The sequence below is a fragment of the Spirosoma radiotolerans genome (genome assembly GCF_000974425.1).
Taxonomy (GTDB): domain Bacteria; phylum Bacteroidota; class Bacteroidia; order Cytophagales; family Spirosomataceae; genus Spirosoma; species Spirosoma radiotolerans.
On record NZ_CP010429.1, the window covers coordinates 3,931,916 to 3,955,580 of the forward strand.

At 51.5% G+C, this 23,665-nt stretch carries 17 protein-coding genes; 8 read left to right on the top strand and 9 right to left on the bottom strand.

Going from position 1 to position 23,665, the window contains the following annotated elements:
• The first annotated feature begins 167 nt into the window (after nt 1-167).
• The 3 genes from SD10_RS15990 (at nt 168) to SD10_RS16000 (ending at nt 2,590) form a co-directional block, all read left to right on the top strand.
• Nucleotides 168-524, top strand: coding sequence for a hypothetical protein (locus SD10_RS15990; RefSeq protein ID WP_046575006.1), 357 nt, complete (start codon nt 168-170; stop codon nt 522-524).
• A gap of 186 nt (nt 525-710) precedes the next feature.
• On the top strand, nt 711-1,820 hold the full coding sequence (locus SD10_RS15995; protein WP_046575009.1) for a sensor histidine kinase: 1,110 nt from the start codon (nt 711-713) through the stop codon (nt 1,818-1,820).
• The gene (locus SD10_RS16000) at nt 1,817-2,590 is read left to right on the top strand and encodes a LytR/AlgR family response regulator transcription factor (RefSeq protein ID WP_046575011.1); all 774 of its coding nucleotides are present in this window, start codon (nt 1,817-1,819) and stop codon (nt 2,588-2,590) included. Before SD10_RS15995 ends, SD10_RS16000 begins: the two co-directional genes overlap by 4 nt.
• Before the next feature lie 57 nt (nt 2,591-2,647).
• On the opposite strand, the gene SD10_RS16005 is transcribed toward SD10_RS16000, so the two are convergent.
• Nucleotides 2,648-3,763, bottom strand: a complete 1,116-nt coding sequence (locus SD10_RS16005) for a D-TA family PLP-dependent enzyme (RefSeq protein WP_046575013.1) — start codon at nt 3,761-3,763, stop codon at nt 2,648-2,650.
• A 2-nt stretch (nt 3,764-3,765) separates the two neighbouring features.
• The gene (locus SD10_RS16010; protein ID WP_046575014.1) at nt 3,766-4,242 is read right to left on the bottom strand and encodes a RidA family protein; all 477 of its coding nucleotides are present in this window, start codon (nt 4,240-4,242) and stop codon (nt 3,766-3,768) included.
• A gap of 167 nt (nt 4,243-4,409) precedes the next feature.
• Between SD10_RS16010 and SD10_RS16015 the strand changes: the two genes are divergently transcribed.
• The 4 genes from SD10_RS16015 to SD10_RS16030 all read left to right on the top strand — a co-directional run bounded on the left by SD10_RS16015 (nt 4,410) and on the right by SD10_RS16030 (nt 8,617).
• Complete coding sequence (locus tag SD10_RS16015; RefSeq protein ID WP_046579629.1) at nt 4,410-5,210, top strand: rhamnogalacturonan acetylesterase; 801 nt, start codon at nt 4,410-4,412, stop codon at nt 5,208-5,210.
• Between the two features lie 164 nt (nt 5,211-5,374).
• On the top strand, nt 5,375-6,199 hold the full coding sequence (locus SD10_RS16020) for an SGNH/GDSL hydrolase family protein (protein WP_046575016.1): 825 nt from the start codon (nt 5,375-5,377) through the stop codon (nt 6,197-6,199).
• Nucleotides 6,200-6,329: 130 nt separating this feature from the next.
• On the top strand, nt 6,330-6,929 hold the full coding sequence (locus SD10_RS16025) for a YbhB/YbcL family Raf kinase inhibitor-like protein (protein ID WP_046575018.1): 600 nt from the start codon (nt 6,330-6,332) through the stop codon (nt 6,927-6,929).
• A gap of 65 nt (nt 6,930-6,994) precedes the next feature.
• Nucleotides 6,995-8,617, top strand: a complete 1,623-nt coding sequence (locus tag SD10_RS16030) for an amidase (RefSeq protein ID WP_046575020.1) — start codon at nt 6,995-6,997, stop codon at nt 8,615-8,617.
• Nucleotides 8,618-8,763: 146 nt separating this feature from the next.
• Here the strand turns inward: SD10_RS16030 and SD10_RS16035 are convergent, their stop codons facing one another.
• The 3 genes from SD10_RS16035 to SD10_RS16045 are packed head-to-tail and all read right to left on the bottom strand — an operon-like array spanning nt 8,764 to nt 13,043.
• On the bottom strand, nt 8,764-9,972 hold the full coding sequence (locus SD10_RS16035) for a helix-turn-helix domain-containing protein (RefSeq protein WP_046575021.1): 1,209 nt from the start codon (nt 9,970-9,972) through the stop codon (nt 8,764-8,766).
• A 38-nt stretch (nt 9,973-10,010) separates the two neighbouring features.
• Nucleotides 10,011-10,631 carry a hypothetical protein gene (locus tag SD10_RS16040; protein ID WP_046575022.1) on the bottom strand — a complete coding sequence of 207 codons (621 nt, stop codon included), beginning with the start codon at nt 10,629-10,631 and terminating at the stop codon, nt 10,011-10,013.
• Nucleotides 10,632-10,640: 9 nt separating this feature from the next.
• Nucleotides 10,641-13,043, bottom strand: coding sequence for a TonB-dependent receptor (locus SD10_RS16045; RefSeq protein ID WP_227698986.1), 2,403 nt, complete (start codon nt 13,041-13,043; stop codon nt 10,641-10,643).
• 317 nt (nt 13,044-13,360) lie between these two features.
• On the opposite strand from SD10_RS16045, the gene SD10_RS16050 reads away from it, so the two are divergent.
• Complete coding sequence (locus SD10_RS16050) at nt 13,361-13,660, top strand: hypothetical protein (RefSeq protein WP_046575026.1); 300 nt, start codon at nt 13,361-13,363, stop codon at nt 13,658-13,660.
• Between the two features lie 182 nt (nt 13,661-13,842).
• Here SD10_RS16050 and SD10_RS16055 read toward each other — a convergent pair whose 3' ends face one another.
• The 4 genes from SD10_RS16055 to SD10_RS16070 all read right to left on the bottom strand — a co-directional run bounded on the left by SD10_RS16055 (nt 13,843) and on the right by SD10_RS16070 (nt 23,606).
• Complete coding sequence (locus SD10_RS16055; protein WP_046575028.1) at nt 13,843-16,326, bottom strand: outer membrane beta-barrel protein; 2,484 nt, start codon at nt 16,324-16,326, stop codon at nt 13,843-13,845.
• Nucleotides 16,327-16,624: 298 nt separating this feature from the next.
• Nucleotides 16,625-17,335, bottom strand: coding sequence for an outer membrane beta-barrel protein (locus SD10_RS16060; protein WP_046575031.1), 711 nt, complete (start codon nt 17,333-17,335; stop codon nt 16,625-16,627).
• Nucleotides 17,336-17,961: 626 nt separating this feature from the next.
• The gene (locus SD10_RS16065) at nt 17,962-19,197 is read right to left on the bottom strand and encodes an efflux RND transporter periplasmic adaptor subunit (RefSeq protein WP_046575032.1); all 1,236 of its coding nucleotides are present in this window, start codon (nt 19,195-19,197) and stop codon (nt 17,962-17,964) included.
• 26 nt (nt 19,198-19,223) lie between these two features.
• Nucleotides 19,224-23,606, bottom strand: coding sequence for a CusA/CzcA family heavy metal efflux RND transporter (locus SD10_RS16070; protein WP_046575033.1), 4,383 nt, complete (start codon nt 23,604-23,606; stop codon nt 19,224-19,226).
• Between the last annotated feature and the right edge of the window lie 59 nt (nt 23,607-23,665).

Here is a 23,665-nt window from a genome sequence, read left to right on the forward strand (position 1 = left end):
TTGTAAAACTGGTAGGCAGGACTAGCAGCGTTTACGAACTTCACTCGTCGCGCCAAACGCTTCGCTCATCACCTAGATCCCGCGCTTCGGCAGCTTTGATTTTCAACGCCCTGACGCTGAGTCTACTTTTGGCCAGTCAATCAAACACAAGTAAACAAATACAAATCATGAAAAAGATTCTTCTCCTAATGGTGGGACTGGTAGCCAGTTCAGCCTCGTTCGCAACCACAAATGAGCGCAATAAGCCCGTTGCCACGGCATCCATACTTGGGAATGATAAAGTGAAACTCGTAGTAGCTCCCCAGCCAGCCAATGCTACACTTGCTCTAAATGACGAACAGGGTCACGTGCTCTACTCAAGTAAGGTTAACCTACGCGATGGCTTTCAGCAAAAGTTTGACATTTCGAATCTGGCAAATGGTGTTTACCAGTTATCTGTTGCGGTTGGCAACGAGCGTACTGTTCAATCCTTTACCGTGATGCAGGTTCCCGGTTACCATATGGTGAGCTTGCAGACTAAATGACCGCCAACAAACGCCCAGCAAATCCCCCTTTTGGCGATGACACCAATTTGCAGGCCTGACCAGACGCTGTTCGATGGGCATTTCTGGTCAGGCCTTTGCCATGCGGGTTACGATCCAAAAAGGATACCCGGCTTTTTGTAAGCTAGTAGCCGAGGGGCATCTTTACCTTTTCACTAAAAATGAACAATGGTCGATAAGCTGACCTACCAACAAAAATGGCAAGTAGCCATTCGGTTGCTACTGCTGTATTCACCGCTGCTACTGTACGTTAATCTGCCTGACTCTGTCCGGAATCCGGCCAAACTGGTGGAAATATCGCCATTGATAGCGGTCTTCATTTTGATTGCGCTGGGCTTATACTTCATCTGGATTACGGCCACCGACTGGATTCAGATGCAATTATTCCGCTGGTTTGGGGAGGATTTTCTGCTCGATTTCAGTTGGCGGGCGCTGGCATTTACCATGCTCATTTCGCTTGGGTTAGCGTCCCTGTATGCCCAGGTTTTTCAACTGATCTTATCGACACTTTTCTCTCTGCTTTTTCACAACGATTTGCTAAAACGGCCTTCGTCTCAGACGCCACCGTTTAGCCGCGACGTCTTCGCGTACCTACAACGGGTAAATAGTGTGTTTAATCTGGTCATTATGCTGTCTGCGTTCTACCTGACCCTTATTTCCCGCTCTTATCAGCAACTGAAACACGTACAGCTCCGGGCCGAAAAGTCGGAGAAAGAAGCCGCGATCAGCCAGGTAGAAGCCCTGAAAAACCAGCTCAGTCCGCATTTTCTATTCAACAGCCTCAGCATTCTTACGGCCATGGTTCATGAGGATGCCGACCTCTCGGAACAATACATCAAGCAGTTAGCCAAGGTATATCGGTATATCCTCGAACAGCGCGATCAGGAGCTGGTTCTGCTCAAAACGGAGGTAGATTTCATCCGTGCCTACACGTTTCTGCTCCAGATCCGTTTCGAAAATAAATTTGAGGTCGTTATTGACCTCAGTCTGGCCGAGCAGAATCGGTATCGAATCGCGCCGTTATCGCTTCAGTTGTTGGTGGAAAACGCCGTCAAACACAATCGGATGGCCCTTGACGAGCCATTACGCGTGCATATTTATTGCCAGGATGATGTGCTGATTACCGAAAACAACTGGCTCCCCCGCGACCAGCCCGAATCTTCAACGGGCCTGGGGTTACAGAATATTGTGAACCGCTATGCGCTGCTCACCCGTCGACCGGTGTGGTATGGGCATCAGGATACCCTGTTTGTTGTCAAAATCCCTTTATTCGTATGAACGTCGTCATTATTGAAGATGAAGCCCGCACGGCCCGTCAACTGGAGCGAATGCTGAAAAAGTATGATGGCTCGGTTCATATTCTGGCCGAATTGCCTTCTGTAAAGGAAGCCGTTGCCTGGTTCAGTGAGCATGGCAGCGGCCAACCACCGCAGCTCGACCTGGCTTTCATGGATATTCATCTGGAGGACGGACTGGCTTTTCGTATTTTTGACCAGATAAACCTGACAGTACCGATCATTTTTACGACCGCCTACGACGAGTATGTGCTCAAAGCTTTCAAGGTCAATAGCGTCGATTATTTGCTGAAACCAGTTGAGTACGACGAGTTGGTAGCGGCCATCGAGAAATTCAAATCCACCCGCAGCCAACCGGTACTGCCCGACCTGAAGGCGCTGGTTCAATTAATGCAGAAGCCCGCATCGAGCAGCTTCAAAGAGCGCTTTATGGTCAGCATTGGCACCAAAATTCACAGTATAGAGGTGACCGATATTGCGTATTTCTATTCGGAGGAAAAAGCCACGTTCCTTGTCACGAAAGGCGGGCAGTTGTTGCCGCTCGAATACAGCCTGGATCAGGTATCGGGCCTGCTTAATCCTGGTCATTTCTTTCGGGTGAACCGCCAGATTATCATTGCCCGAACCGCTATCCAGGTTGTTCACGCCTATTCAGCGGGAAAGCTCAAACTCGATTTGTTGCCCGTTTCCCGTCAGGAAGTATTCGTCAGCACAAGCCGCCAGTCAGAATTCAAAGACTGGCTGGGTCGCTAATGTTTGATGGATAATCTGTCTGGGCCAAGCTCTGGCTTAGCCCAGACAGATTATCCACTACACAGAAATCAGGCGGTCGCGGGAGATGGTCCGCCACTCGGCGGTTACGTCACCGTTTTCGATGGTATAGGCCCGTTCGTAAAGGGCTACCGTCGGGCAAATATGATTCGGTAATCCGTAGAAAACATCGCCGATCTGATATGAGTGACCCAGTTCGACTTCTACCACTAAATGCTCCTCACTTTGCCCAATGGCGGTTACATCCGGTGCGTTCAGGAACGTGATCCGCTGGGCAAGTTCGCCCTCGGCAGCGACGGACTTATGGCCCACATCCAGGCATACTTTCGTTGCATCGGGCAGGGAGATTACCCGCGAGACGACCAGCGCAGCCGGTAAAAACGGTTGCTCGGTCAGCGCGCTCTGGTAACCTTTATCCCAGTAAATAAACGTACCGGGACTGCATTCCACATCCGGCCGTTTGGCATGAATCGGAAACGTCGGGCTCCCGCCCACCACTAGCACCGGCCGGGCAAACCCCTGCGAAACAAGCGTATCACTCAGGAGTTGAACGGGCCAGAAAGCCGCATCACATTGGTTTGTACGAACGGCGATATCCGGGTCGCGCAGGTGCCCGTCATAGGCGTGCAAGCCCACGGGTCGAACACCCGGCAATTGATCCAGTTCTGCATACAGCGCCAGAACAGCGCCACCCGGTGCCATCCCGGTTCGGTTCATGCCCACGTTCAAATCGATGTAGACCGGTACGACCTGGTTAGCCGCCACAGCCCTGTCAGACAGTTGCTGTGCAGTTGTGCTATTATCGACCAGACAGGAAAACGCGGTGTCGGGATAAGTGCTCATCAGGCGTAGCAACCGATGCATCTTGGCCTCGTTTGGCTGATAAGCCAGCAGCACATCAGGCGCACCGATCATCGCCAGCATTTCGGCCTCGGCGATGGTGGCACATTTAAACTTCCGAATACCCGCGTCGAGCATCAACTGGCAGGCTTCCCGCGATTTATTTGTTTTGACATGGGGCCGCAACCGACTCACGTTGTCCACCGCTTTTATTAGGAACGCAATATTTTGTTTGACCCGGTCCGGATAAACTACCAGAGCAGGTGTATCGAGTTGGGTTACGTCGGCAATCGAGTACCAGGGCGCTTGTTCCATGCTTAAACCAGTTCAAATAAAGCTTCGATTTCGACCGGAATATTGTCGGGCAATGAACCCATACCCACCGCCGACCGAACGCCAATGCCGTTGTCGGGTCCCCAAACGGTAGCAAAAAGTTCGCTGCATCCGTTGATGACGTACGGATGCCGACCAAAATCGGCCGTGCAGTTCACCATGCCGAGCACCTTAATAACGCGCTTTACCCGATCAAGGCTACCTAGGTTTGTTCGGATGGTCGACAAAATAGTGAGGCCCACTTGCCGGGCAGCCAACTTGGCCTGTTCTATGTCCAGATCGGCCCCAACCCGGCCAATTATCAGGCTTTTATCATCCTGCACCGGGCCATGCCCCGACACATATAGGTATTTACCGTCAATCAGAAATGGTTTGTAAACACCCAACGGCTGGGGCGCAGGCGGTAATGAAAGACCGGTATCAGCAAAGGCTTTCTCAGGCGACATAGGGTTAATCTGCATAGAAAATGAAAACAATGTTTAGTCAAAAAATGGATATGTTCCCGTTAATGTCAACGACTACCCTGGTCTGGCACCAAGCGAAGCCGTACATTCGCAAACTTAACCGAAACGATCGGGTTAAGCGGCTAACAAGCCAAAATTCCCTTAGATTTCCAGTACAGACGTTTATGAAAAAGAGACTATCCATCCTGTTGTTTTCCCTGACTGCTTTTCTCTGGATGGCCGCCACCCAGGTGCAACGCCCCACCCTTTACCTCATCGGTGACTCGACCGTTAAGAATTCCAACGACAAGGGCGATGGGGGCATGTGGGGTTGGGGGCACTTCATCGACGCTTATTTCGACACAACGCGCATTCATATTGAGAACCATGCCATTGGAGGGCGAAGCAGCCGTACCTTCCTGACTGAAGGCCGCTGGGATAAAATCATGACCCGGTTAAAACCTGGCGATTTTGTCATGATCCAGTTTGGGCACAACGATGCCAGTGCCGTTAACGATACCCTCCGTGCCAGGGGAACACTTAAAGGCACGGGTAACGAAACGCAGGAAATCGATAATCTGATTACGAAAAAACACGAGATCGTACACAGCTACGGCTGGTATATCCGCAAATATGTGACCGACACCAAAGCCAAAGGAGCCATACCCATTGTCCTGTCATTGGTACCACGCAATAGCTGGAAAGAGGGGAAAGTGATTCGTGGCGATACCGACTACGGCAAATGGGCTGCCGAGGTGGCCAACGGAGAGCAGGGTGGCAAAAGTGGAGCTTACTTCATTAACCTCAACGAACTGGTTGCCCGCAAGTACGACGTCGTGGGCGACTCTACGCTCCTGCAAGCCACGTACTTCGTGAAAGATAACACGCACACGAACGCTGCCGGAGCAAAAGTCAACGCATCGTCGGTGATCGACGGACTTAAAGAATTGAAGGCGTGCCCATTGAACAAATTCGTGAACGAGTGAAATTCGGCTTTTTATACTCGCCGGGCTTTAACCCGGTGAGTATAAAAAAGAGGGTTATATTTCGGCGGTTTACTATGCAACACCTCAGTTCCGGGTGCTCTCACTCGACAAACAGTAAACAGCTTCGTCGATTTCCTTTTCCAGACTGTACTATAGTCAATACCATGAAACAGTTTTGCATTCTCCTGGCTCTAATCTGTTTAACGGGCTCCATTAAACATGAAGAGGTTAGCTGGGTGGCGATTGGAGATTCCATCACGTATTTGAATGACCATCTGGACGAAACCGGAAATCGAGTTACCAAGGGGTACATGACCCGGGTTGTCGAACGGCTCCCGTACATTCACTTCACAAACCAGGGGCATAATGGCTGGACCTCGGGTGGTATTGCCAAAGAAATCGACAACCTGGGACTGGTTAAAGCGGATATATATTCCGTCTTTCTGGGCACCAACGACTGGTGGTCGAGCCGGCCTCTAGGCCGTTTGGCCGATTATCAGGCCAATGCCGGTAACACGACAGTATATGGTTCCTTCCGGATTATTGTCAATAAACTCCGCCAATTGAATCCACAGGCGCCCATCGTTTTGATCACGCCCATGCAACGGGCTGATTTTGTGTACCTGACGAATTTTAAGAACAACGCCTATGGCTCGTATAAAGCCAAAAACGGACAATATCTCGAAGCGTTTGCCAACGCAATCGACTCCATTGGTAAATTCGAACACCTGCCCGTGCTGGACCTTTACCACGCCAACGGATTAAAACTAAAGAAGCTCGTTAAGTTTAAACGCCTGAAAGACCCGAAAAGCGGCCAGTATACCAACTACCCGTATCCAGACTTTATCGACATTCCATTTCGCCCCGAAACAGATGAGTACCCGTATCCGGTGGAGGCTATTGACATGACCTACGACGGCCTGCATCCATCCGACAAAGGATACGAACTGATCAGCCGCCAACTCGTCAAAATTCTGAAAAAGTACTAACTGGATTGTTTCGCTGCCATTCCGAAGATAGCCGAAATGGCAGCGAAACCTCAGCTTTATAAAAGAAGATTTTGACATGGTTTCCTTGTTGGAAAACCGAATACCAGAAACAAACTAAACCTAGATAGACATGAAACGAGTACTCTTTGCCGCTGCCCTACTGATCCGTTCGGTTTCAGTTTCGCTTGCCCAGCAACCAGCCCCGGCCGCACCAACCGCAGCCCCGCCAATGCGGTTAACCACCACGGCCTTCCCGGATGGGGGCCTCATTCCGATCAAGTTCACGCAGGCGGCTCCGGGCGCTGCGCCGGGAGGAGGTGCTTCTCCGGCGCTGACCTGGACCGATGTGCCCGCCGGTACGCAGAGTTTTGTGCTGCATATGCACGATGTCGATGTGAGCCGAAATAAAACGATTGACGATAATCTCCACTGGCTGGTCTGGAACATTCCGGCTACCTCGACCGGGCTGCCCGAAGCAATTCCTGCCGGAGCACAACTGCCAGATGGCAGTTATCAGGTAAATGTGTTTACCCCTTCCTATCGGGGGCCGGGTGCGGCTGCTTCGGGGCCTTTACACCATTATGTTTTTGAACTGTATGCCCTGGATACCAAACTCGATGTGAAGCCGGGAACAGAAGGATCGGCCACACGAACAGCCGTATTAAACGCCATTCAGGCCCACGTATTGGGCAAAGCGGCCTATGTCGGCCTGTTCAAGCGCCCTCAATAACGCAAGGATTACCGAGTTGCCTGATACCCCGTTCTTCTTACCCCTATCATCTTCGCAAACACGTCATGAACAGACGGAATTTTATCAAGAGCAGTTCGGTGGCTAGCGTATCGGCTGCGTCGCTGACCGTAGCAGCCTGCAACACACCCAAAAAGACAAGCTCAGAAAATGACACCCAACCCTTCACGGATGAGTTTGAACTGAATGAACTAACCATCGGTGATCTCCAGAAGAAAATGCAATCGGGCCAGGCTAGCTCGGCCACCATTACCCAGTTGTACCTAGACCGCATTGAGGCCATTGATAAAAATGGCCCTGGCTTGAATGCCGTTATTGAAGTTAACCCCGACGCGCTGACCATGGCTAAAGCGATGGATGAAGAACGCAAGGCGGGCAAAAACCGGGGGCCGCTACATGGCATCCCGGTGCTGATCAAAGACAACATCGACACGGGCGACCAAATGATGACAACCGCTGGTTCGCTGGCGCTGGAAGGCCATAAAGCGGCAAAAGATGCCTTCGTCGTCACTAAATTACGGGAGGCCGGGGCGGTCATTCTGGGCAAAACAAACCTCAGCGAGTGGGCCAACTTCCGGTCAACCCGCTCGAGCAGTGGGTGGAGCAGCCGGGGCGGGCAAACCCGGAACCCCTTTGTGCTGGACCGCAGTCCATGCGGCTCCAGCTCCGGGTCAGGATCAGCCGTGGCCGCCAATCTGTGTGCGGTGGCCGTTGGGACCGAAACGGATGGTTCCATAATTGCCCCTTCCTCGTTTTGTGGCGTAGTCGGGATAAAGCCAACCGTCGGACTGATCAGCCGCAGCGGCATTATTCCCATTTCGAAGACGCAAGATACCGCCGGGCCAATGGCCAGAACCGTAACCGATGCCGCCATTTTACTGGGCGCTATGGTAGGCATCGATCCGGCCGATGCCGTCACCAGCGAAAGCAACGGCAAAAGCACGAAAGATTACACCACTTTTCTCCAGGCAAACGGGTTATCGGGCAAGCGCATTGGCGTCGAGAAATCATTCCTGAAAGGGCACGAGGGCGTGGTTGGCCTATATAAACAGGCCATTGAGGTGCTGAAAAAACAGGGCGCAAGTATTGTTGAGGTTGAGCTGCTCAAATCGCTTAGTGACATTGGCGGGGCTGAATTTACGGTCCTGCAATACGAGTTTAAAGACGGCGTGAACCGGTATCTGGCAACCGCCAATGCCCGCGTCAAGACACTGGCCGAGGTGATTGCGTTTAACCAGCAGAACGCGGTTAAAGCCATGCCTTTTTTCAAGCAGGAGACACTGGAGAGTAGCGAGGCTAAAGCCGGACTGGACAGCAAGGAATATACCGATGCACTGGCCAAAACCCGGAGTTCGCGCCAGCTCATCGATAAACTCATGGCCGAACATAAGCTGGATGCCATCTGCGGGACCAGCATTGGATTTGCGGGCTGTATCGACCTGATCAACGGCGACTACGATACGGGTTTTTATTTCTGTCCACCAGCGGCTATGGCGGGTTATCCGCACATCACCATTCCGATGGGCAGTGTTCAGGGCTTACCCGTCGGCTTCTCGCTCATTGCCGGAGCTTATCAGGAAGGCGCCTTATTGACCATGGGCTATGCCTATGAGCAGGCATCGAAAAAGCGGGTACGGCCTACGTTTATCAACTCCCTGATTCCGGCCTGAATTGTAAAATTAATTGAACCTGTGGTGATTGATTTGTCATTGCGACGCAGGAGCAATCTTCGGGTGCGATAAAATTTACTCACCCGAAGATTGCTCCTGCGTCGCAATGACAAAAAGTCCCATCGCCCGAAAATTTAAAATGGTGCCTACTCAACCGATTCCACAAACTCTCTGGGCGACTGCCCGGTAAGTTTTTTAAAGGCACGGTTGAACGTTGCTTTCGAGTTGAAGCCACAATCCAGGGCGATGCCCAATAAGCTCAAATGGCCATTGGCCGGGTCAAGCGCCTGCCGTTTGAACGCATCGACCCGGTATTGGTTGACAAAATCATTGAAATTCTTCCCCGTTCCGGCGTTGATGACCGGCGACAGTACGGAAGTGTTCGTTTTGAGTCGCCGGGCGAGGTCGTTCAACGACAAGTCCGGGTCCAGATAAGGACGTTCGTTCTCCATATAAGCCAGCAACGTGTCGCGCCAGGGGATTAAATCCGTGGCTAAAGCAGTGGGTGTTCTACTCACCAGCCGGGCTAATTCACTGGTTTGCAGCACCGATTCAGGTACTCTTTCCGGCTCCACTCCTACTCCATCTGGTGATGAATCAGTGACTGTCGTTTGCCCAAACGTCAACCGCCGACCAGGTTGCACCTGTGCATAGCCGTGAATACCAACGTAATAGATCATAAAAACGCCCGCCAGTTCATCCCACCAGTCCTGCCAAAAAGTAAGCGTAAACACAACATCGAGAATCATCATGAACAGGCTAAACAGGAACGTAGCCGTCAGCGCAATCAGGAAATTCCGGAACCAGCGGAAACTGATTGTCTCGGTATCCGAGAACTGCGTTTTTATCCAGGCTCTATACTGCCGGTAAAGCCGTAATGACAGGATTAAGTAATAGACACTCAGGGCAATACCCGCCACAGACTCTATGTCGTTGATGTGGTACGGGTAATGTACAGTCGCTTTCCAACGCTCGACGAAGGCAGGCCCCATCGAAAAAACGATAAGGTGGTAAACGACATAAACCAAAAACGGAACCGCGTGCCAGAGATCATGCCGGGAGAATCGAAAGTCGGCATTAATCTGGCTTTTCAGATAGAAATAGCATAAAGCCGGAAACAAAAAGCCGATTGTCCGGGGGAAAAACTCCAGTTCGCGCCAAAGAATTTCTATACCGCCAAAGCCCAGCATGTACTCCCAGATGTTGAAGCTAAGGCCCACCAATACCCAGCCCAGCAGCCAGTCAGACAGGCGTTCTTCGCGCCGGGCCCGTACCCATAGCAACAGGGCATAAATCCAGCCCTGAATAAAGCCAAATAGCAGGGGCGCTGAATAAGCGTTGAACTCAAACGTCATGGATGCATCTATTTACGAGCAAGATACACTCTGTTTTATTACCGAAAGATATCGATGGTTTTGCCACCGTCTTCTTTTTTGACGACCAGAAAAGGCTTGCTCCCGTCGATCCGCTGACCACTCATAACAACATTGACCTGCTTAGCATCAGCAAAATAAACTTTCGTACCAACGGGTAATTTTTGCGTCGTGCTGCCCTGCGGCATCAGCATGATTCCCTGCGTGCCATTTCCCGTTTCGTCGGGTCGATAAGTAATCAGCATAATTTTATGCGGCAACAGACTATTGTTTCGGAAACGAACGGTCACCAGGGGAATTGACGAACGGGTGGTCGTTTCGGGGTCCGTTAGTAATGTCTTGCCCGCGTCAGCAGCCGTTACGGTGAGGATAAACTCTTCGGCGGTTTCGCCGTCCTTACTAAAGTAGAGTTTGCTGCCGACCGGCCAGTTCTTAGGCGTCGATTCGTTGCGGTTCATGGTAAACCCATACGCCATACCCGGCCCTTCGGCGCGAAACATCCGATGATATCCAAGGTTGTTTCGGAGGGTAAACGCCACGCGGGCAACCGCATCGGCTGACTCCGTTTTTTGCCCAAAACCGATAGAAGAAAGGGTTTGGATAAACAGGATCAGGGTGAGATAAATGGTTTTCCTTTTCATTTATTCCGTTTATAGATTGCTTTTCGTCTTGATTCGTTCTGCCTCTGTTCCAGTCGGTCGTTCGCGGGCTGCTTTGACGTCTTTGCTGCCAAAGCGATAACTAAACCGGATCGTTGCCCGGCGACTTTCCCATTTTCGGTCAATGTTGAACTGCTGAGTCAGGAAATCAGCCGACTGTTTCCAGCGCATGGTATTCAGCAAATCGTCGATTCCTAAGGTGATTTTGCCACGGTCCTGCATGATTTTCTTCTGAAGGCTCAGGTTCAGCGCACCCAGCCCGCCAATACGATAAACCGTCTGCCGGGTGGGGGCACTCCAGAAGCCCGACACCTGCGCCGACCAGACTTTCGAGAGGGTAAACGAATGCTGCATGTACCCCTCGAAGGCAAACGCCCGCTGATCGAATGGCTCGTTAGCCGACAGCCTTCCCCGAAACCCATTCCAGGTGGCTCCGGCATACGCATACACGCTCCATCCTTTCGTAAACTGGTACGGTGTACTAACCGATAGATTCAGCGCATCGACCCGACCCACATTAGCAACCGTTTGGTAGGCCATAAGACCTTCCTGCCGGATGACATCGGTGGCAAAATCATCGGTATGACTATAAGCCAGTTTAATTGTCGACGCCCATTTGTACGTATAGCTGAATTCAAGATTGTGGGTGTAGGTGGGGCGCAGATAGGGGTTGCCCCGCTGGCTGGTGTAGGGATCGATCTGGTATACAAACGGATTCATGTCCTGGTAGTTGGGTCGCCCGATCCGTCGTCCGTAATTGATCGAAAACTGACTGTTGTCGGTAGCCCGATACTGTACAAAGGCCGTTGGAAACAGGTTCAGGTAGCTGGTATCCGGCGAATTGATGGTCTGTTGGCGCAAATCGACGGAGCGTCCCGTCACATTCGCGTGTTCGACCCGTACCCCGCCCTGCACCGACCATTTCCCTACGGACCGGTTTAGCGAGGCATACACCGCGCTGACCTTCTCCCGATAGGTGAACCGATTTGTCCGGTTGACGTCGGGTTGTTCGGTCGTTTCTGTATGATCCGGCCCGGTAAACGCCAACAAGTCATTATCAGTGGAAACATCGGTTCGTTTGAGGCCGGTTTCGAGTTTCAGATGGCGGCTTTTCCACTCCTTCACAAAATCGCCTTTCAGCGTAACGATGGTAATGTCGGTTGCCGCATCGAACCGGCGTTGCCGCCGAAACAGCGGCTGGCCATTTGGATCGACATAGTTGCTGGTGATGGCGCTGGGTGCGGTGTTGGTAAAGCGCGTCACATCCGCATCGAGGTTTAGCTCCAAGCCCAGCGTATCGGCATAGCGGTAGTTCAGGGCGGCATTGACCCGATTGTTTCGCGCGGGACGTTCCGCCGTTCCGGTTGTCGATTGATTGATGAGGCTCGAATCCAGTGTATTCTGGCTGTTAATAAGTTTAGTCGTGGTATATGTTCCGAAGCGATTGCCCGACGAGTTGCCCGATACCACGAGGCCAATCGTTTGCCGGGGTGATGCCTTCCGATGGTCCAGCGTATAATCGACCCCGGCTTTGTAGATAATTGCCCGCGTTCCGTCGGAGTCGTAGCCGCGTTGACGGAACTGCGATCCACCCGCCACTCTGTCCAATAAGACGTTGGTAATCTGAAAATTATCACTAACGGCGGCATTCCCGAACAGATTTATACGGTTGGCGCGGTAGTTCAGATCAAGAGCCGCGTTGGCCCGATGGTGATCACTCTGGCCGTAGCCTCCGGATGCATTTCCGTTCAGGCCCAAGCGCTTATCCCGCCGGAATTTGATGTTGATGATCCCCGCCCCACCCTGTGCATCGAAGCGGGCCGACGGGTTCGTAATCAATTCGATCTTGTCAATAGTCGATGCGGGCGTGGCCCGGAGCAAGTTGGCCAGATCAGCCGCCGACAGGTTCGCTGGTTTTCCGTCGATAAACACATTCACGCCCTGTTTCCCAGCCATCCGGATGTTATCGTTCGGGTCAATAACCACGCCGGGTGCCTGTTGCAACAGTTCATAGGCCGTTTTCCCCTGAGCTGTGGCATCGGTCGCCACATTGAGTACGGTCTTATCGACCTGCTGTTCGACCAATGATTTCTGCGCCCGAACGGTCACATCCGTCAACGTTTGCCCGGCAATGTTGAGCACCAATGGCTTCAGTTCGAACGACTGCCCGTCCTGCACCGAAACAGGCTGACTAGTGGTGTTTGCCATGCCTACCAGCGATACCTGAACTTGATACGTACCAGCACTTACTTCCGTAAATGTATAGTGGCCGGCTTCGTCAGCGAGTGTTCCTTTGGCAAGCGTAGCGTCATTGGCTCGAAGAAGCTTGACGACAGCAAACGACGCAGGCTGGTTTTTGGTATCCTGCACAGAACCCGTTATGGATTGGGCCATTGACCAAATTGTAGTCAGCAGCAATAGGGTTGAAGTAAAGAATCGTATCATGGGGCTGGACGTTTGTGATTGACGATCCAAAGGTGGCAGATCAGTACCCACTGCTTCGACCCAAACAAAATTTGAGACGCCCCAAATGATGAATTGAGCCGTTTACGAACGTCTGGCGGAAATACCGCCAACAGAAGCCGCATTAAAGTCCTTGCTAATAGCAGGACCTTTTCCTAAAAAATTTACCTGATTAGTAAACAATCGAACAGGCAATGAGTTGCGCGGCTTTTATATATGACGTATATTGATTTTCAAAACTATATACTATGATTAACGGAAGTTTACCCACCACAACAGCACTCGACACGTATACCCCTGCTAAACCGTTTACAGGGTACGTGGCGGTGAGTCACACATTAATGCAAAAAGAAGGATTTGCCGACTTCCTGTTCGATAATTTTCGGATGCTTCGGGATTTAACGACAAGCCGGGAGGGCTCGCTGGGACTAAACCGGTTCGAGATGCAGTCGATTCAGTTTACAGAAGGTTACGGCCAGTACAAGATCGTGATTGAGCGGTTACTCAATGGCGAGTTCGTCATCAGCTCAGTACGTAAGCTTGTTTAATGACTAAAGCCCATGCTGCCCCTATTCAAAAACAAAAAAGCCATTCCTCAAGGCGGGAATGGCTTTCGCATTTTCTTAACCTAAACTAAGTCCGTTATCATGTATGATGTAGGATATAGGATGTATGTGCCAGCGTCCCTCGTTGCCTTATACCATACATCCTACATCCTATATCCCTCTTTCTAGTTTCCTGATTTCACCCGGTTCTGTTCGGCCGATGTGGCGGAATTCCGTTGGCGGGCGCCTTTTACGTTCTGATTGCCAAAGCGGTAGGTGAACGTTAACATAACCCGGCGGCTTTCCCAACGTGAGCCCACTCGGAAATCAATGTCCTGCACCGCAGCCCGGCCTCTGAATTGATTGAGCCAGAACGGGTCGTTCACATTCAGTTTCAGATTGGCTTTTCCATCCATCAGTTTCTTCTGAACCCCGATGCTGAACGCACCCATTGGCTGTGCCCGGTAGAAGCCATATTGAGAAGCCGAATTATACCAGGCTGATACCTCTGCCGACACCGTTTTGCTCATGGTAAAATTGTTGGATGTGTACAGGTTGAAAGCCACCAGCTTCACCTGATAAGGCGTATCGGAGTAAACCGTCTGATAATTCTGGTAATAGGTACTGATGTTGTTCTGCATACGCCACCATTTCGTAACAGGCACCGGGAAGCTCATATTCAAGCTCAAATTATCCAGATGACCCAGGTTTTCGGGGGTTACGTAGGTAATGTTCTGAGCGGCAATCTGACGGGGTGTTTCCTGGTTGATAAAATCCGTTGTCCGGCTGAAACCAAGCGTCGTTGAAAAAGCACCCTTGAAAACGTGTGTCAACTCAACCGAATTCGTGTACTGGGGCCGTAAGAAAGGGTTCCCTTTCTGATAGGTGTAGGGGTCCAGGTAAAACACGAATGGATTCAGATTCTGGTAATCAGGACGGTCGATCCGGCGGCTGTACGACAGGTTCAGCACGTTATTCGTGTCTAATTGCCGGGACAGAAACACCGTCGGGAATAGATTCAGGTAATTGCGGTCAACCGTTTGGTTCAGCGTAACTGACGTACCCGTCGAGTGGGTGTGTTCAGCCCGTAGCCCCGTCTGGATTTTCAGCTTACCTACTTTACCCGCATAATTGATGTAAGCCGCGTTGATATTTTCGTTGTATTTGAACTGGTTTGAGCGGCTGGCATCGGGCAACCACTGGCGGGTTTCCTGTTGCAATGTATCGTAGATTGTGTTGTTGTCTGCATCGACAAAGCTGCTTTTCAAACCGGCTTCAACCTTGCTACCATTTTTCATTGGATGCACATAATCCGTCTTGAAAGCCAGAATGTTAATGACCGATGGCATGTTATTCCGCACATCCTGATTGGGGCGATTCAACGTATTGTCAGGATTGTAATAAATCGTGCTCAGGTTGTTCGAGTTCTGTCCGCCATAGTGAACGTAATCGGCATCAACCGTCCATTCACGCCCTTTTCCGTCAAAATCGTACTTGTAGTTTATATTCCCCGTTACGTTCGACATGAATTCACGGGCATCGGTTTTGGTTGTGGGTCGGCTGGTCAGCTGCCGATTCTGATCGCTGATGTACGTGTTGTTCAGGCCATTGGAACGCCAGTCGTTCGAGAAACCATTGAACAATACCCCAACTGTACTTTTCTTGCTGATAAAATAATCCAGCCCTGCTTTGTACGAGTGACCGGCAAACTGATTTGGCCGGAACGAATACTGATCGAAGTAAGTCGTCTTACCATTGTACGGAATAGCCCGGTTGATCTCGTTCGTTTGGGCACTCTGGCGGTTTACATAGCTGTAGTTACCAAACACATTGATCTTGCCTTCGCGGTGGTTCAGGTTCAATGAGGTGTTGAATTTTGGCAGATCGTCGCGGGCACCAACCAGGTTATTTACCCAACCGTAGCCAGTACCGAGGATAAACGTGCCATTAGTACCGAAATTCTTGTTTTTCTTCATCTTGATATTGATGATCCCCGAGTTACCGGCCGCATCATATTTAGAGCCGGGGTTGGTGATGATCTCAATACTCGCAATGTTATCACTAGGTGTGTTTTTGAGTAAGTTCGACACTTCCTGCTGCGAGAGATAGGTTTGCTTGCCGTCGATGTAGACAATGACGCCAGCCTTTCCCTTCAGTTGAATTTGGTCATTCTGCCGATCGATGGTGACGCCGGGCGCCTTCTCCAATACTTCCAGCGCGGTGTTTCCGCTGGCCACAATGCTGTTTTCCACGTTCATCACGGTGCGGTCGACCTGTTGCTCGATGAACGGCTTCTGCGCGACAACCTTTACCTCGGTCAGGCTTTTGGTTTCGTCACTCATAGCCAGGGCCGGTACGCTGATCGTTGGATGGGCTTCGTCGATAGCGAACGGTACACTATACGTTTTTCGGTAACCTATCTGTTGAGCTGCAACCAAGTAGTTACCAGCGCCAACATTTTCAAAAGCATATTTTCCATCAACGTCACTGATTGCGCCTTTTACCAGTGTCGAATCTTTGGCTTTCAGCAGCATCATCGTTGTAAATTCAAGTGGCTTCCCTGCTGCGGAACCGACTTGCCCATTTACGGTACCCCGCGTCAGGATTTGAGCAAACCCTGTTGATAGAGTAAATAAGCCTAAGAGCGTGACCGATAAAATAGTTTTCATAATGGTAGACTTTTCAGGAGGTTGTGTTCTCCTCTTCAGAAGTACATGGCAAAGGTAGGTAGTAGGCATCACAAAGTACCTGTTCTTACACAAGCGGTCTGAACGGCAGGATAAGCGGATTTTAATGCGGGATTAACTTGTGGGGAGGGAATTCACACGAAAGACACAAGGCAAAAGCAAAGCGTTGCATGCCTGAATCAGGATTTTTATGAATTTATTGGCCAACTAAGATTTTTGCTTTCAGCGAAAGCCTTGTTACGAAAATCATAGTTGGCCAATAAATTCATAAAACCTTGGTTCAGATTTTGACACCCACGGCCCATACGCTGGCATCTGGACCCTGCCCGGTGCGGAATGGGCTCGTAGGCTCGTAACGGAAGAACAATTTCGAACTCCCCCGAAAACCCAGTTCGGTGGTAAGTCCCCAACGCACGGGATTCAGGTTGTAGGAACCGTGTGTCCGAACAGCCGAGGCACCCTCTGGCTTCACTTTAGTATAACTATCCAGCCGAATACCAGCATACGCGCCTACGCCCAACGTTAGCCCCGACCGGAACGCGACGTTAATCATAACCGGCAGGTTCAGTTGCGCCGTTACAAGTTTCGATTTACGCAACTCGACGTCGGACTGTTCGATACTTAGTTGACCGTTCCGGTCGACCAGCGTGTTTCTATTCTCGAACATGAAGTTATTCCAGGCAACTTCGGGGCCAGTTATCAACCGAAGTTTGGTATCGCCTTTTACCGAAAGCGGAATCCGTTTTTGCCAGGACAGAGCCACAAAGCGAGAGCCAATCGGCCGGAAATCGTAACCCGCTGGCAGTGATCCACCGAAATTATTGAACCCCAGGTAGACACTAAAATCGGAGGTAATCCGCTCCACGGTTCTCCGATGATGAGTTGTCGAGACCGTTGAATCAGCAGTAATAATCACTGTAGTCGTTTGAGCAAATGAAGCAACTGAAGTAGCCAGTAAAGCTGAGGTGAGGAGGTGTTTGATCGTTTTCATGGCTGTAGTCAAAAGTAGGGTTTAGGAAAATTGATGTTGCTTTTTTATTCAGGTTGTATTCGTTTTGGTATTTGACAGGAAGATGTTAGACAGGCGTGGTCAGGTTGCATGGCTAGCAAAAATTTTGTCGTTTATTTTAGTAGTACGAAAACGACTAAAGTTAAGCTACTGAAAATCAATAATTTGAAAAGGAAAAAATAGCCTCCCAAGACGGGAGGCTATTTTTTATGTGCTGTCAGCTGGGTCGCCATTGCAATTCTTAAAACTGACACGAACGGACGGATTGCCGTTTCAATTTTTAAAACCGCGTGAACCAACCTAAGCACTAGGTTAAAAAAACGGCTTCTCTAGTCCGTGAGAACATGGACTAGAGAAGCCGTTGAAACGGTTAAGAAGATGGAACCAATGTTGGCTAAACCCACCGGCTAAAGCGATGGGCTGATAAAAGGACGATTCGGACCACTCGTATGTCAGCCGAATTTGACTACCGAGTAGGTGGTCCGTGAGGATCGGAACGCCGACCGCACGGACCACGGAGTGGTACGAAGTCAGTTTTAAGAAACTGACTTCACTCAAAACGTCTCCCCTGCCCTTTTTTCAGGGGAGGGGTCGAGGGTGGGGTCTGCCTACTCCTCTTCACTGTTGTTGAGTTTGGCCAATAGCCCATAACCCCCGTTAACCACAATAGGCGTTTTTTGAGGGTCGATGTCGCTGGGCAGTGTAACGGCGATGTATCCGTTTTCGCGCACACCCGTTTTCACTTCAATTTGCCGGAAATGATAGACGGCCGTTTTAGCATCTTTACGGTCAAGTACATAAACGTACGACTTGCCGCCATACCCAATGATTGCGGCTTCAGGCAAGGCGGGTAGAGGCTGCGTTTTTACATCCACCTGCGCCGATACATAAGCGCCCGGAATATAGTCGCTGGCTGTGCCCTCGGGGTGAGCGAGTACCGAAATAGTCCGATCCGTCGCGATGGCTTTCCCGATCAGAAAGATCGTTCCCCGGCGGTTCGGGGCGGCATCACTCCCCATGCCGAAACGAACGGTCTGGCCGGTATGAATACGGCTAATATCTTTCTCGAAGATGTTCAACCGAACGTGTGGGTGATCAACATTCGTGATCTGCACCAGTACATCGGCGGGATTTACAAAACGGCCATTATTTACGGGCACATCGGTTACGTAGCCCGACACGGGCGCTGGCACGGTAATTGTCCGGGTCATGCGCTCAGGGCTTAATGTGGCTGGATTGATCCGCAGAATAGCCAGCCGCTGCCCCATACCCGCCAGTTGCGCCTGTAAGCTTTGCCGATTGGACCGAACCTGCTGGAAAATCTTTAAGGCATTGACGTTATCGCGGCTCAGTTCCTGCTGCCGGGTAAACTCCAGGTCGGCAAACTCCAGTTTGGCTTTGGTATCCAGGTAATCCTGTTGCAGCTGAATATACTCGGGGTTTTCAAGTACGACCAGCGTTTGACCTTTCTGGATGCGCATTCCCGGCTCAAGCTGAATTTGGCGGATATACCCACCAACCGGCACTGATACCGACACCATATTCTGAGCAGGCACGTCTATAGCGCCATTTACTTTCAACGTTGTGCTCAGTGGTCGAAGCGTGGGCTGGCCCAACGCAATAGCAGCCATGTCATATTGGGCCTGCGTCAGCGCAACCACAACCGGGCCCGATGGCGCATTGGCATCGCCCGAATCGGCTTTAGCCGTTGGCGACTTTTCATCGGTTTTGGTCTTCTCCTCGTCCGATGCTCCGCCAGATTGGCAGGCCATAGTCCCCACGAAAACGCTGATGAACAGGACGAGCCGAGGGAGTAGATGAGTGGAGTTTAGTAGAAAATTCATACGAGTGTAAGAGAATAGCGGTGGGCTTACGGGTTACCCAGTAAATAATTGATGTAAAGAACCGATTGGTTGTACTGATTCAGCAGATCGAGGTAGTTTGATCGGATCGTGAGCGCCTGCTGGAGCGCCAGCGAAAACTCGACATAGCCAATATCGCCACTGCTAAACGCCCGGCGGGCATTGTTCTGAATCAATCCGGCCTGATTGAGTCCGTTCTGTTCATAATAGGTTAGTGCATCGCGGTACTGTTGGTATTGCTGCACTGCCTGCGTCATTTGCTGGCTCAGGGCAAACTGCTGTTGCTGCAACTCGGTCTGGGCGATTTGCTCGCCAATTCGGGCTGCGTTGATGCGTGCTTTCTGAGCCTGGCCAAGCAAGGGTAGTGAAATACCGACCTGCCCACCCTGAAACCGATAGCCCGGACCAAAGTAGAGCTCCTGTCCATCAATCAATTGGCTCCCAACGAGTGTTTGCGTAAATAGCCCCACCAGAAAGTCAGGCTTTAGCCGGGCCTGTTCCACCAACCGGCTTTGCTGAGCCACCCTGATTTGCTGAGTCAACTGCCGGAGCAATGGGTTTTGCTTCAGGTTAGCGGTGTCTGCCGACAGTTGAAGTGTTAGTTTGGCCAATGGTTGGTCCACGATGTCAACAGCGGAGGTGCTATACAGCAACGTCTGCAACCGCGTACGAGCCTCTACCCGATTGGCTTCATTCTGTGCCAGCCGAACCTGCTGATCGGCCCGTTGGCTTTCAGCGGTGGCTTTCTCCAGACTCCCCGTTTCGCCCGTACGGAACCGGAGGTTGGCTGCCTGCACAAATTCATTGAGCAAAGTGTCCTGTTGCCGGAACAAGCGACTTTTCTGATACAAGTAAGTCAACTCATAATAGGCCGATTTGACCTGGTACTGAACATCGTTGCGGGTAACAAGCACGCCCGCTTGCCGACTGGCAACGGTCTGATCGTTCAAGTCGGCCAACCGATGCATCAGCGTTGGATTGGGAATCGTTTGCGTAACCGTCAGGTTATTGTCGAATCGGCGGCTATTGTACTGACCCAGCATAAGCGTCGCCGACAACCGGCCGGCATCGTAGGCCGTTCGGCGCAGGGCCTGCTGCTGATTCACGCCCAGACCCGCGATCTGTAGCTGCGTATTCCGGCTACCCGCCTGCTGCAATGCCTGCTCCAGCGTGATCGTTTGCATTTGTACCGTTTGCGCCCAGGCACCCGTCGACAAGAGCATCAGTAGGACAATGGTTGCCACGGTAGCCGACTTTTTCGTAGCCGCTTTCGCTTCTTTTTCCAGCACATTCTTTTCCACCAGCGAATACAGTATAGGCAACACAATGAGTGTGAGCAAGGTAGCCGTAAGCAATCCGCCAATCACAACGGTGGCCAGCGGTTTTTGTACCTCCGCCCCTGCCGAATTGGAAATGGCCATCGGAATGAAGCCAAATGAAGCCACCAACGCCGTCATGATGACCGGGCGTAAACGAACCTCGGCCCCTTGCCGGATAATTTCGGTCATATCGGTCAGGCCTTCTTCATGTCGGAGTCGGTTAAACTCGGCAATCAGCACAATCCCATTTAGCACCGACACGCCGAACAAGGCGATAAAGCCAACCCCCGCCGAAATACTGAATGGCATATCCCGTAACAGCAGGGCGAATACGCCACCAATGGCGGCCATGGGAATGGCCATAAAGATGAGCAGGCTTTGGCGAACGGAGCCGAACGTAAAAAACAGCAAGGCGAAAATGAGCCCCAGCGCAATGGGAACGGCAATGGTCAACCGCTTTTTAGCATCGACAAGGTTTTGAAACTGCCCCCCGTAAGTGATGTAGTAGCCCGGCGGGTATTTGATCTGCCGACCAACTTTTTGCTGAAGTTCAGTCACGATGCTTTCCACATCGCGCCCCCGCACATTGAAACCCAGGGTAATTCGTCGGTGGGTGTTGTCGCGCTGAATCTGGTTGGGGGCCTGCTCCATGGTGACCGTAGCCACCTGGCTGAGCGGAATCTGACCGCCTGATGTGGCGATGTAGGTATTACGAATATCGTCCAGGCTCTGCCGCTTGTCTGCCGCCAACCGCACAACCAGATCGAACCGCTTTTCTCCTTCGAAGACAAGACCGGCCGACTGACCGGCAAAAGCGGTATTGATTACCCGGTTCACATCCGACACGTTAAGGCCAAACTTGGCAATTTGTGCCCGGTCGAGTTTAATCAGAATCTGGGACAACCCACCTACTTGTTCAATATACAAATCCTGCGCTCCGTCGATCGTGCGGATGATCCGGCCCACACTATTGGCCAGCCGGGTTAGTTCCTGGAGGTCTTCACCATAAATTTTGAGGGCTACATCCTGCCGGGCACCCGTCATTAGCTCATTGAATCGCATCTGAACCGGCTGCTGAAAGCCAAACGTAACGCCCGGAATAACCGAGAGAGCTTCGGCCATTTTGGCCGCCAGTTCATCGCGGGTTTTCGCCGATGTCCATTCACTTTTCGGCTTCAGGATAACCATTTGGTCGGACGCTTCAATAGGCATCGGATCTGTAGGAATCTCGCCGGAACCAATTTTGGCGACCACCTGCTCAACCTCCGGGAATTGTTTAAGCAAAACCCGCTCGGCTTTCAGGGTCGCATCCACGGTCTCGGAAAGTGAGCTGCCCGTGAGCGTACGCGTGTCGACGGCAAAATCACCCTCGTCCAGTTGCGGGATAAATTCACCGCCCATTCGGCTAAATAAGAAAATAGTGACCGCCAACAAGGATACTGCAGAAAGTAGTATAAGCAGCCGATGTTTCAAGGCGTGAAGGAGCACAGGTTCATAGAACCGATAAATCCGGTTCATGATCTTATCCGAGAACGTCTCTTTATGAACGATCTGTTTATTCAGCAGCAGCGCCGAAATCATCGGCACGTACGTCAGCGATAAAATAAACGCCCCCAGAATAGCGAAGGCAACCGTGAGGGCCATAGGCCGGAACATTTTGCCCTCGATGCCCGACAGCGCCAGAATGGGCAGGTAGACAATCAGAATGATAATTTCGCCGAAGGCCGCCGACGAACGAATCCGGGCCGCCGACAGGAACACCTCTTCGTCCATTTCGTCCTGCGTCAGGGTTTTGTCTTTATTGCGGAGCGTAATGTGGTGAAGCGTGGCTTCCACAATGATAACGGCCCCATCGACAATCAGCCCAAAGTCAATGGCGCCCAGGCTCATCAGGTTGCCCGACACCCCAAACAAATTCATCATGGCAATGGCGAACAGCAACGCCAGCGGAATGACGGAGGCTACAACAAAACCGGCCCGGAAATTACCCAGCAGAAGCACCAGTACAAAAATCACGATGGTAGCCCCTTCCAGCAGGTTGCGCTCAACAGTGCCAATGGCGCTGTTCACCATTTTTGTCCGATCCAGAAAGGGCACAATCTGAATGCCTTCGGGTAGTGTTTTCTGGATTTCAGCAATCTTTGTTTTCACCCGTTTGATAACCGCCGATGAATTTTCGCCCTTGATCATCATCACCACCGCCCCCACCGTTTCGCCGACGCCGTTGCGTGTAACGGCGCCGTACCGAACCGCCGAGCCAAGCTGCACCGTAGCCACATCCCGAACGCGCACCGGTAAGGCCTGGGCACTAAGCCGGATAACGATGTCACCAATATCACCTGGCGAGGTGATCAGACCCTCGGATCGGATGAAGTAAGCGTTCGGTTTTTTATCGATGTAGGCACCGCCCGTGTTTTGGTTGTTCTGCTGCAAGGCGGTAAAAATATCGGTAATGGTGATGCCCATACTCCGGAGCCGGTCGGGGTCTACGGCAATTTCGTACTGCTTCAACAGGCCCCCAAACCCACTCACATCGGCCACACCGGGTGTTCCCAACAGCCCCCGCCGAATCGTCCAGTCCTGAATGGTGCGCAGGTCGGTCAGGGAATATTTGGATTCGTATCCCTTTTTGGGTGTAACGGTGTATTGAAAAATTTCACCTAACCCCGTTGTCACAGGCGCCATCACGGGTGTACCTACGCCAGGGGGTATCTGGCCCGCTACGTTCTGAAGCCGCTCAGCAATCTGTTGTCGGGCCCAGTATACATCGGTCGCATCGGTAAAAACCACCGTCACGATGGACAAGCCAAAGCGTGAAAACGAGCGCAGTTCAGTAATGTCGGGAATGTTGGACAAACTGACCTCGATGGGAAAAGTTACCAGGCGTTCGATGTCTTCGGCCGCCAGTGAAGGGCTACTCGTAATTACCTGCACCTGGTTGTTGGTAATATCCGGAACGGCGTCAATCGGCAATTGGGTAACCGACCAGCCGCCCCAACCCACCAAAGCAAGGGAAAACAGGCCTATAATCAGCTTATTGCGGATGGAAAACCGAATAATTGCATTTAGCATGATAAAACGGCAGAATAAGGAATGAACAGCCCATGCCAACCTGGCCCGGATGGGTACAC

Coding starts and splice junctions, on each gene's coding strand:
- SD10_RS16065 (WP_046575032.1), bottom strand. CDS start 19,197: ATGAATTTTCTACTAAACTCCACTCATCTACTCCCTCGGCTCGTCCTG.
- SD10_RS16025 (WP_046575018.1), top strand. CDS start 6,330: ATGAAACGAGTACTCTTTGCCGCTGCCCTACTGATCCGTTCGGTTTCA.
- SD10_RS16070 (WP_046575033.1), bottom strand. CDS start 23,606: ATGCTAAATGCAATTATTCGGTTTTCCATCCGCAATAAGCTGATTATA.
- SD10_RS16010 (WP_046575014.1), bottom strand. CDS start 4,242: ATGCAGATTAACCCTATGTCGCCTGAGAAAGCCTTTGCTGATACCGGT.
- SD10_RS15995 (WP_046575009.1), top strand. CDS start 711: ATGGTCGATAAGCTGACCTACCAACAAAAATGGCAAGTAGCCATTCGG.
- SD10_RS15990 (WP_046575006.1), top strand. CDS start 168: ATGAAAAAGATTCTTCTCCTAATGGTGGGACTGGTAGCCAGTTCAGCC.
- SD10_RS16020 (WP_046575016.1), top strand. CDS start 5,375: ATGAAACAGTTTTGCATTCTCCTGGCTCTAATCTGTTTAACGGGCTCC.
- SD10_RS16060 (WP_046575031.1), bottom strand. CDS start 17,335: ATGAAAACGATCAAACACCTCCTCACCTCAGCTTTACTGGCTACTTCA.
- SD10_RS16005 (WP_046575013.1), bottom strand. CDS start 3,763: ATGGAACAAGCGCCCTGGTACTCGATTGCCGACGTAACCCAACTCGAT.
- SD10_RS16040 (WP_046575022.1), bottom strand. CDS start 10,631: ATGAAAAGGAAAACCATTTATCTCACCCTGATCCTGTTTATCCAAACC.
- SD10_RS16030 (WP_046575020.1), top strand. CDS start 6,995: ATGAACAGACGGAATTTTATCAAGAGCAGTTCGGTGGCTAGCGTATCG.
- SD10_RS16045 (WP_227698986.1), bottom strand. CDS start 13,043: ATGGCCCAATCCATAACGGGTTCTGTGCAGGATACCAAAAACCAGCCT.
- SD10_RS16015 (WP_046579629.1), top strand. CDS start 4,410: ATGAAAAAGAGACTATCCATCCTGTTGTTTTCCCTGACTGCTTTTCTC.
- SD10_RS16055 (WP_046575028.1), bottom strand. CDS start 16,326: ATGAAAACTATTTTATCGGTCACGCTCTTAGGCTTATTTACTCTATCA.
- SD10_RS16000 (WP_046575011.1), top strand. CDS start 1,817: ATGAACGTCGTCATTATTGAAGATGAAGCCCGCACGGCCCGTCAACTG.
- SD10_RS16050 (WP_046575026.1), top strand. CDS start 13,361: ATGATTAACGGAAGTTTACCCACCACAACAGCACTCGACACGTATACC.
- SD10_RS16035 (WP_046575021.1), bottom strand. CDS start 9,972: ATGACGTTTGAGTTCAACGCTTATTCAGCGCCCCTGCTATTTGGCTTT.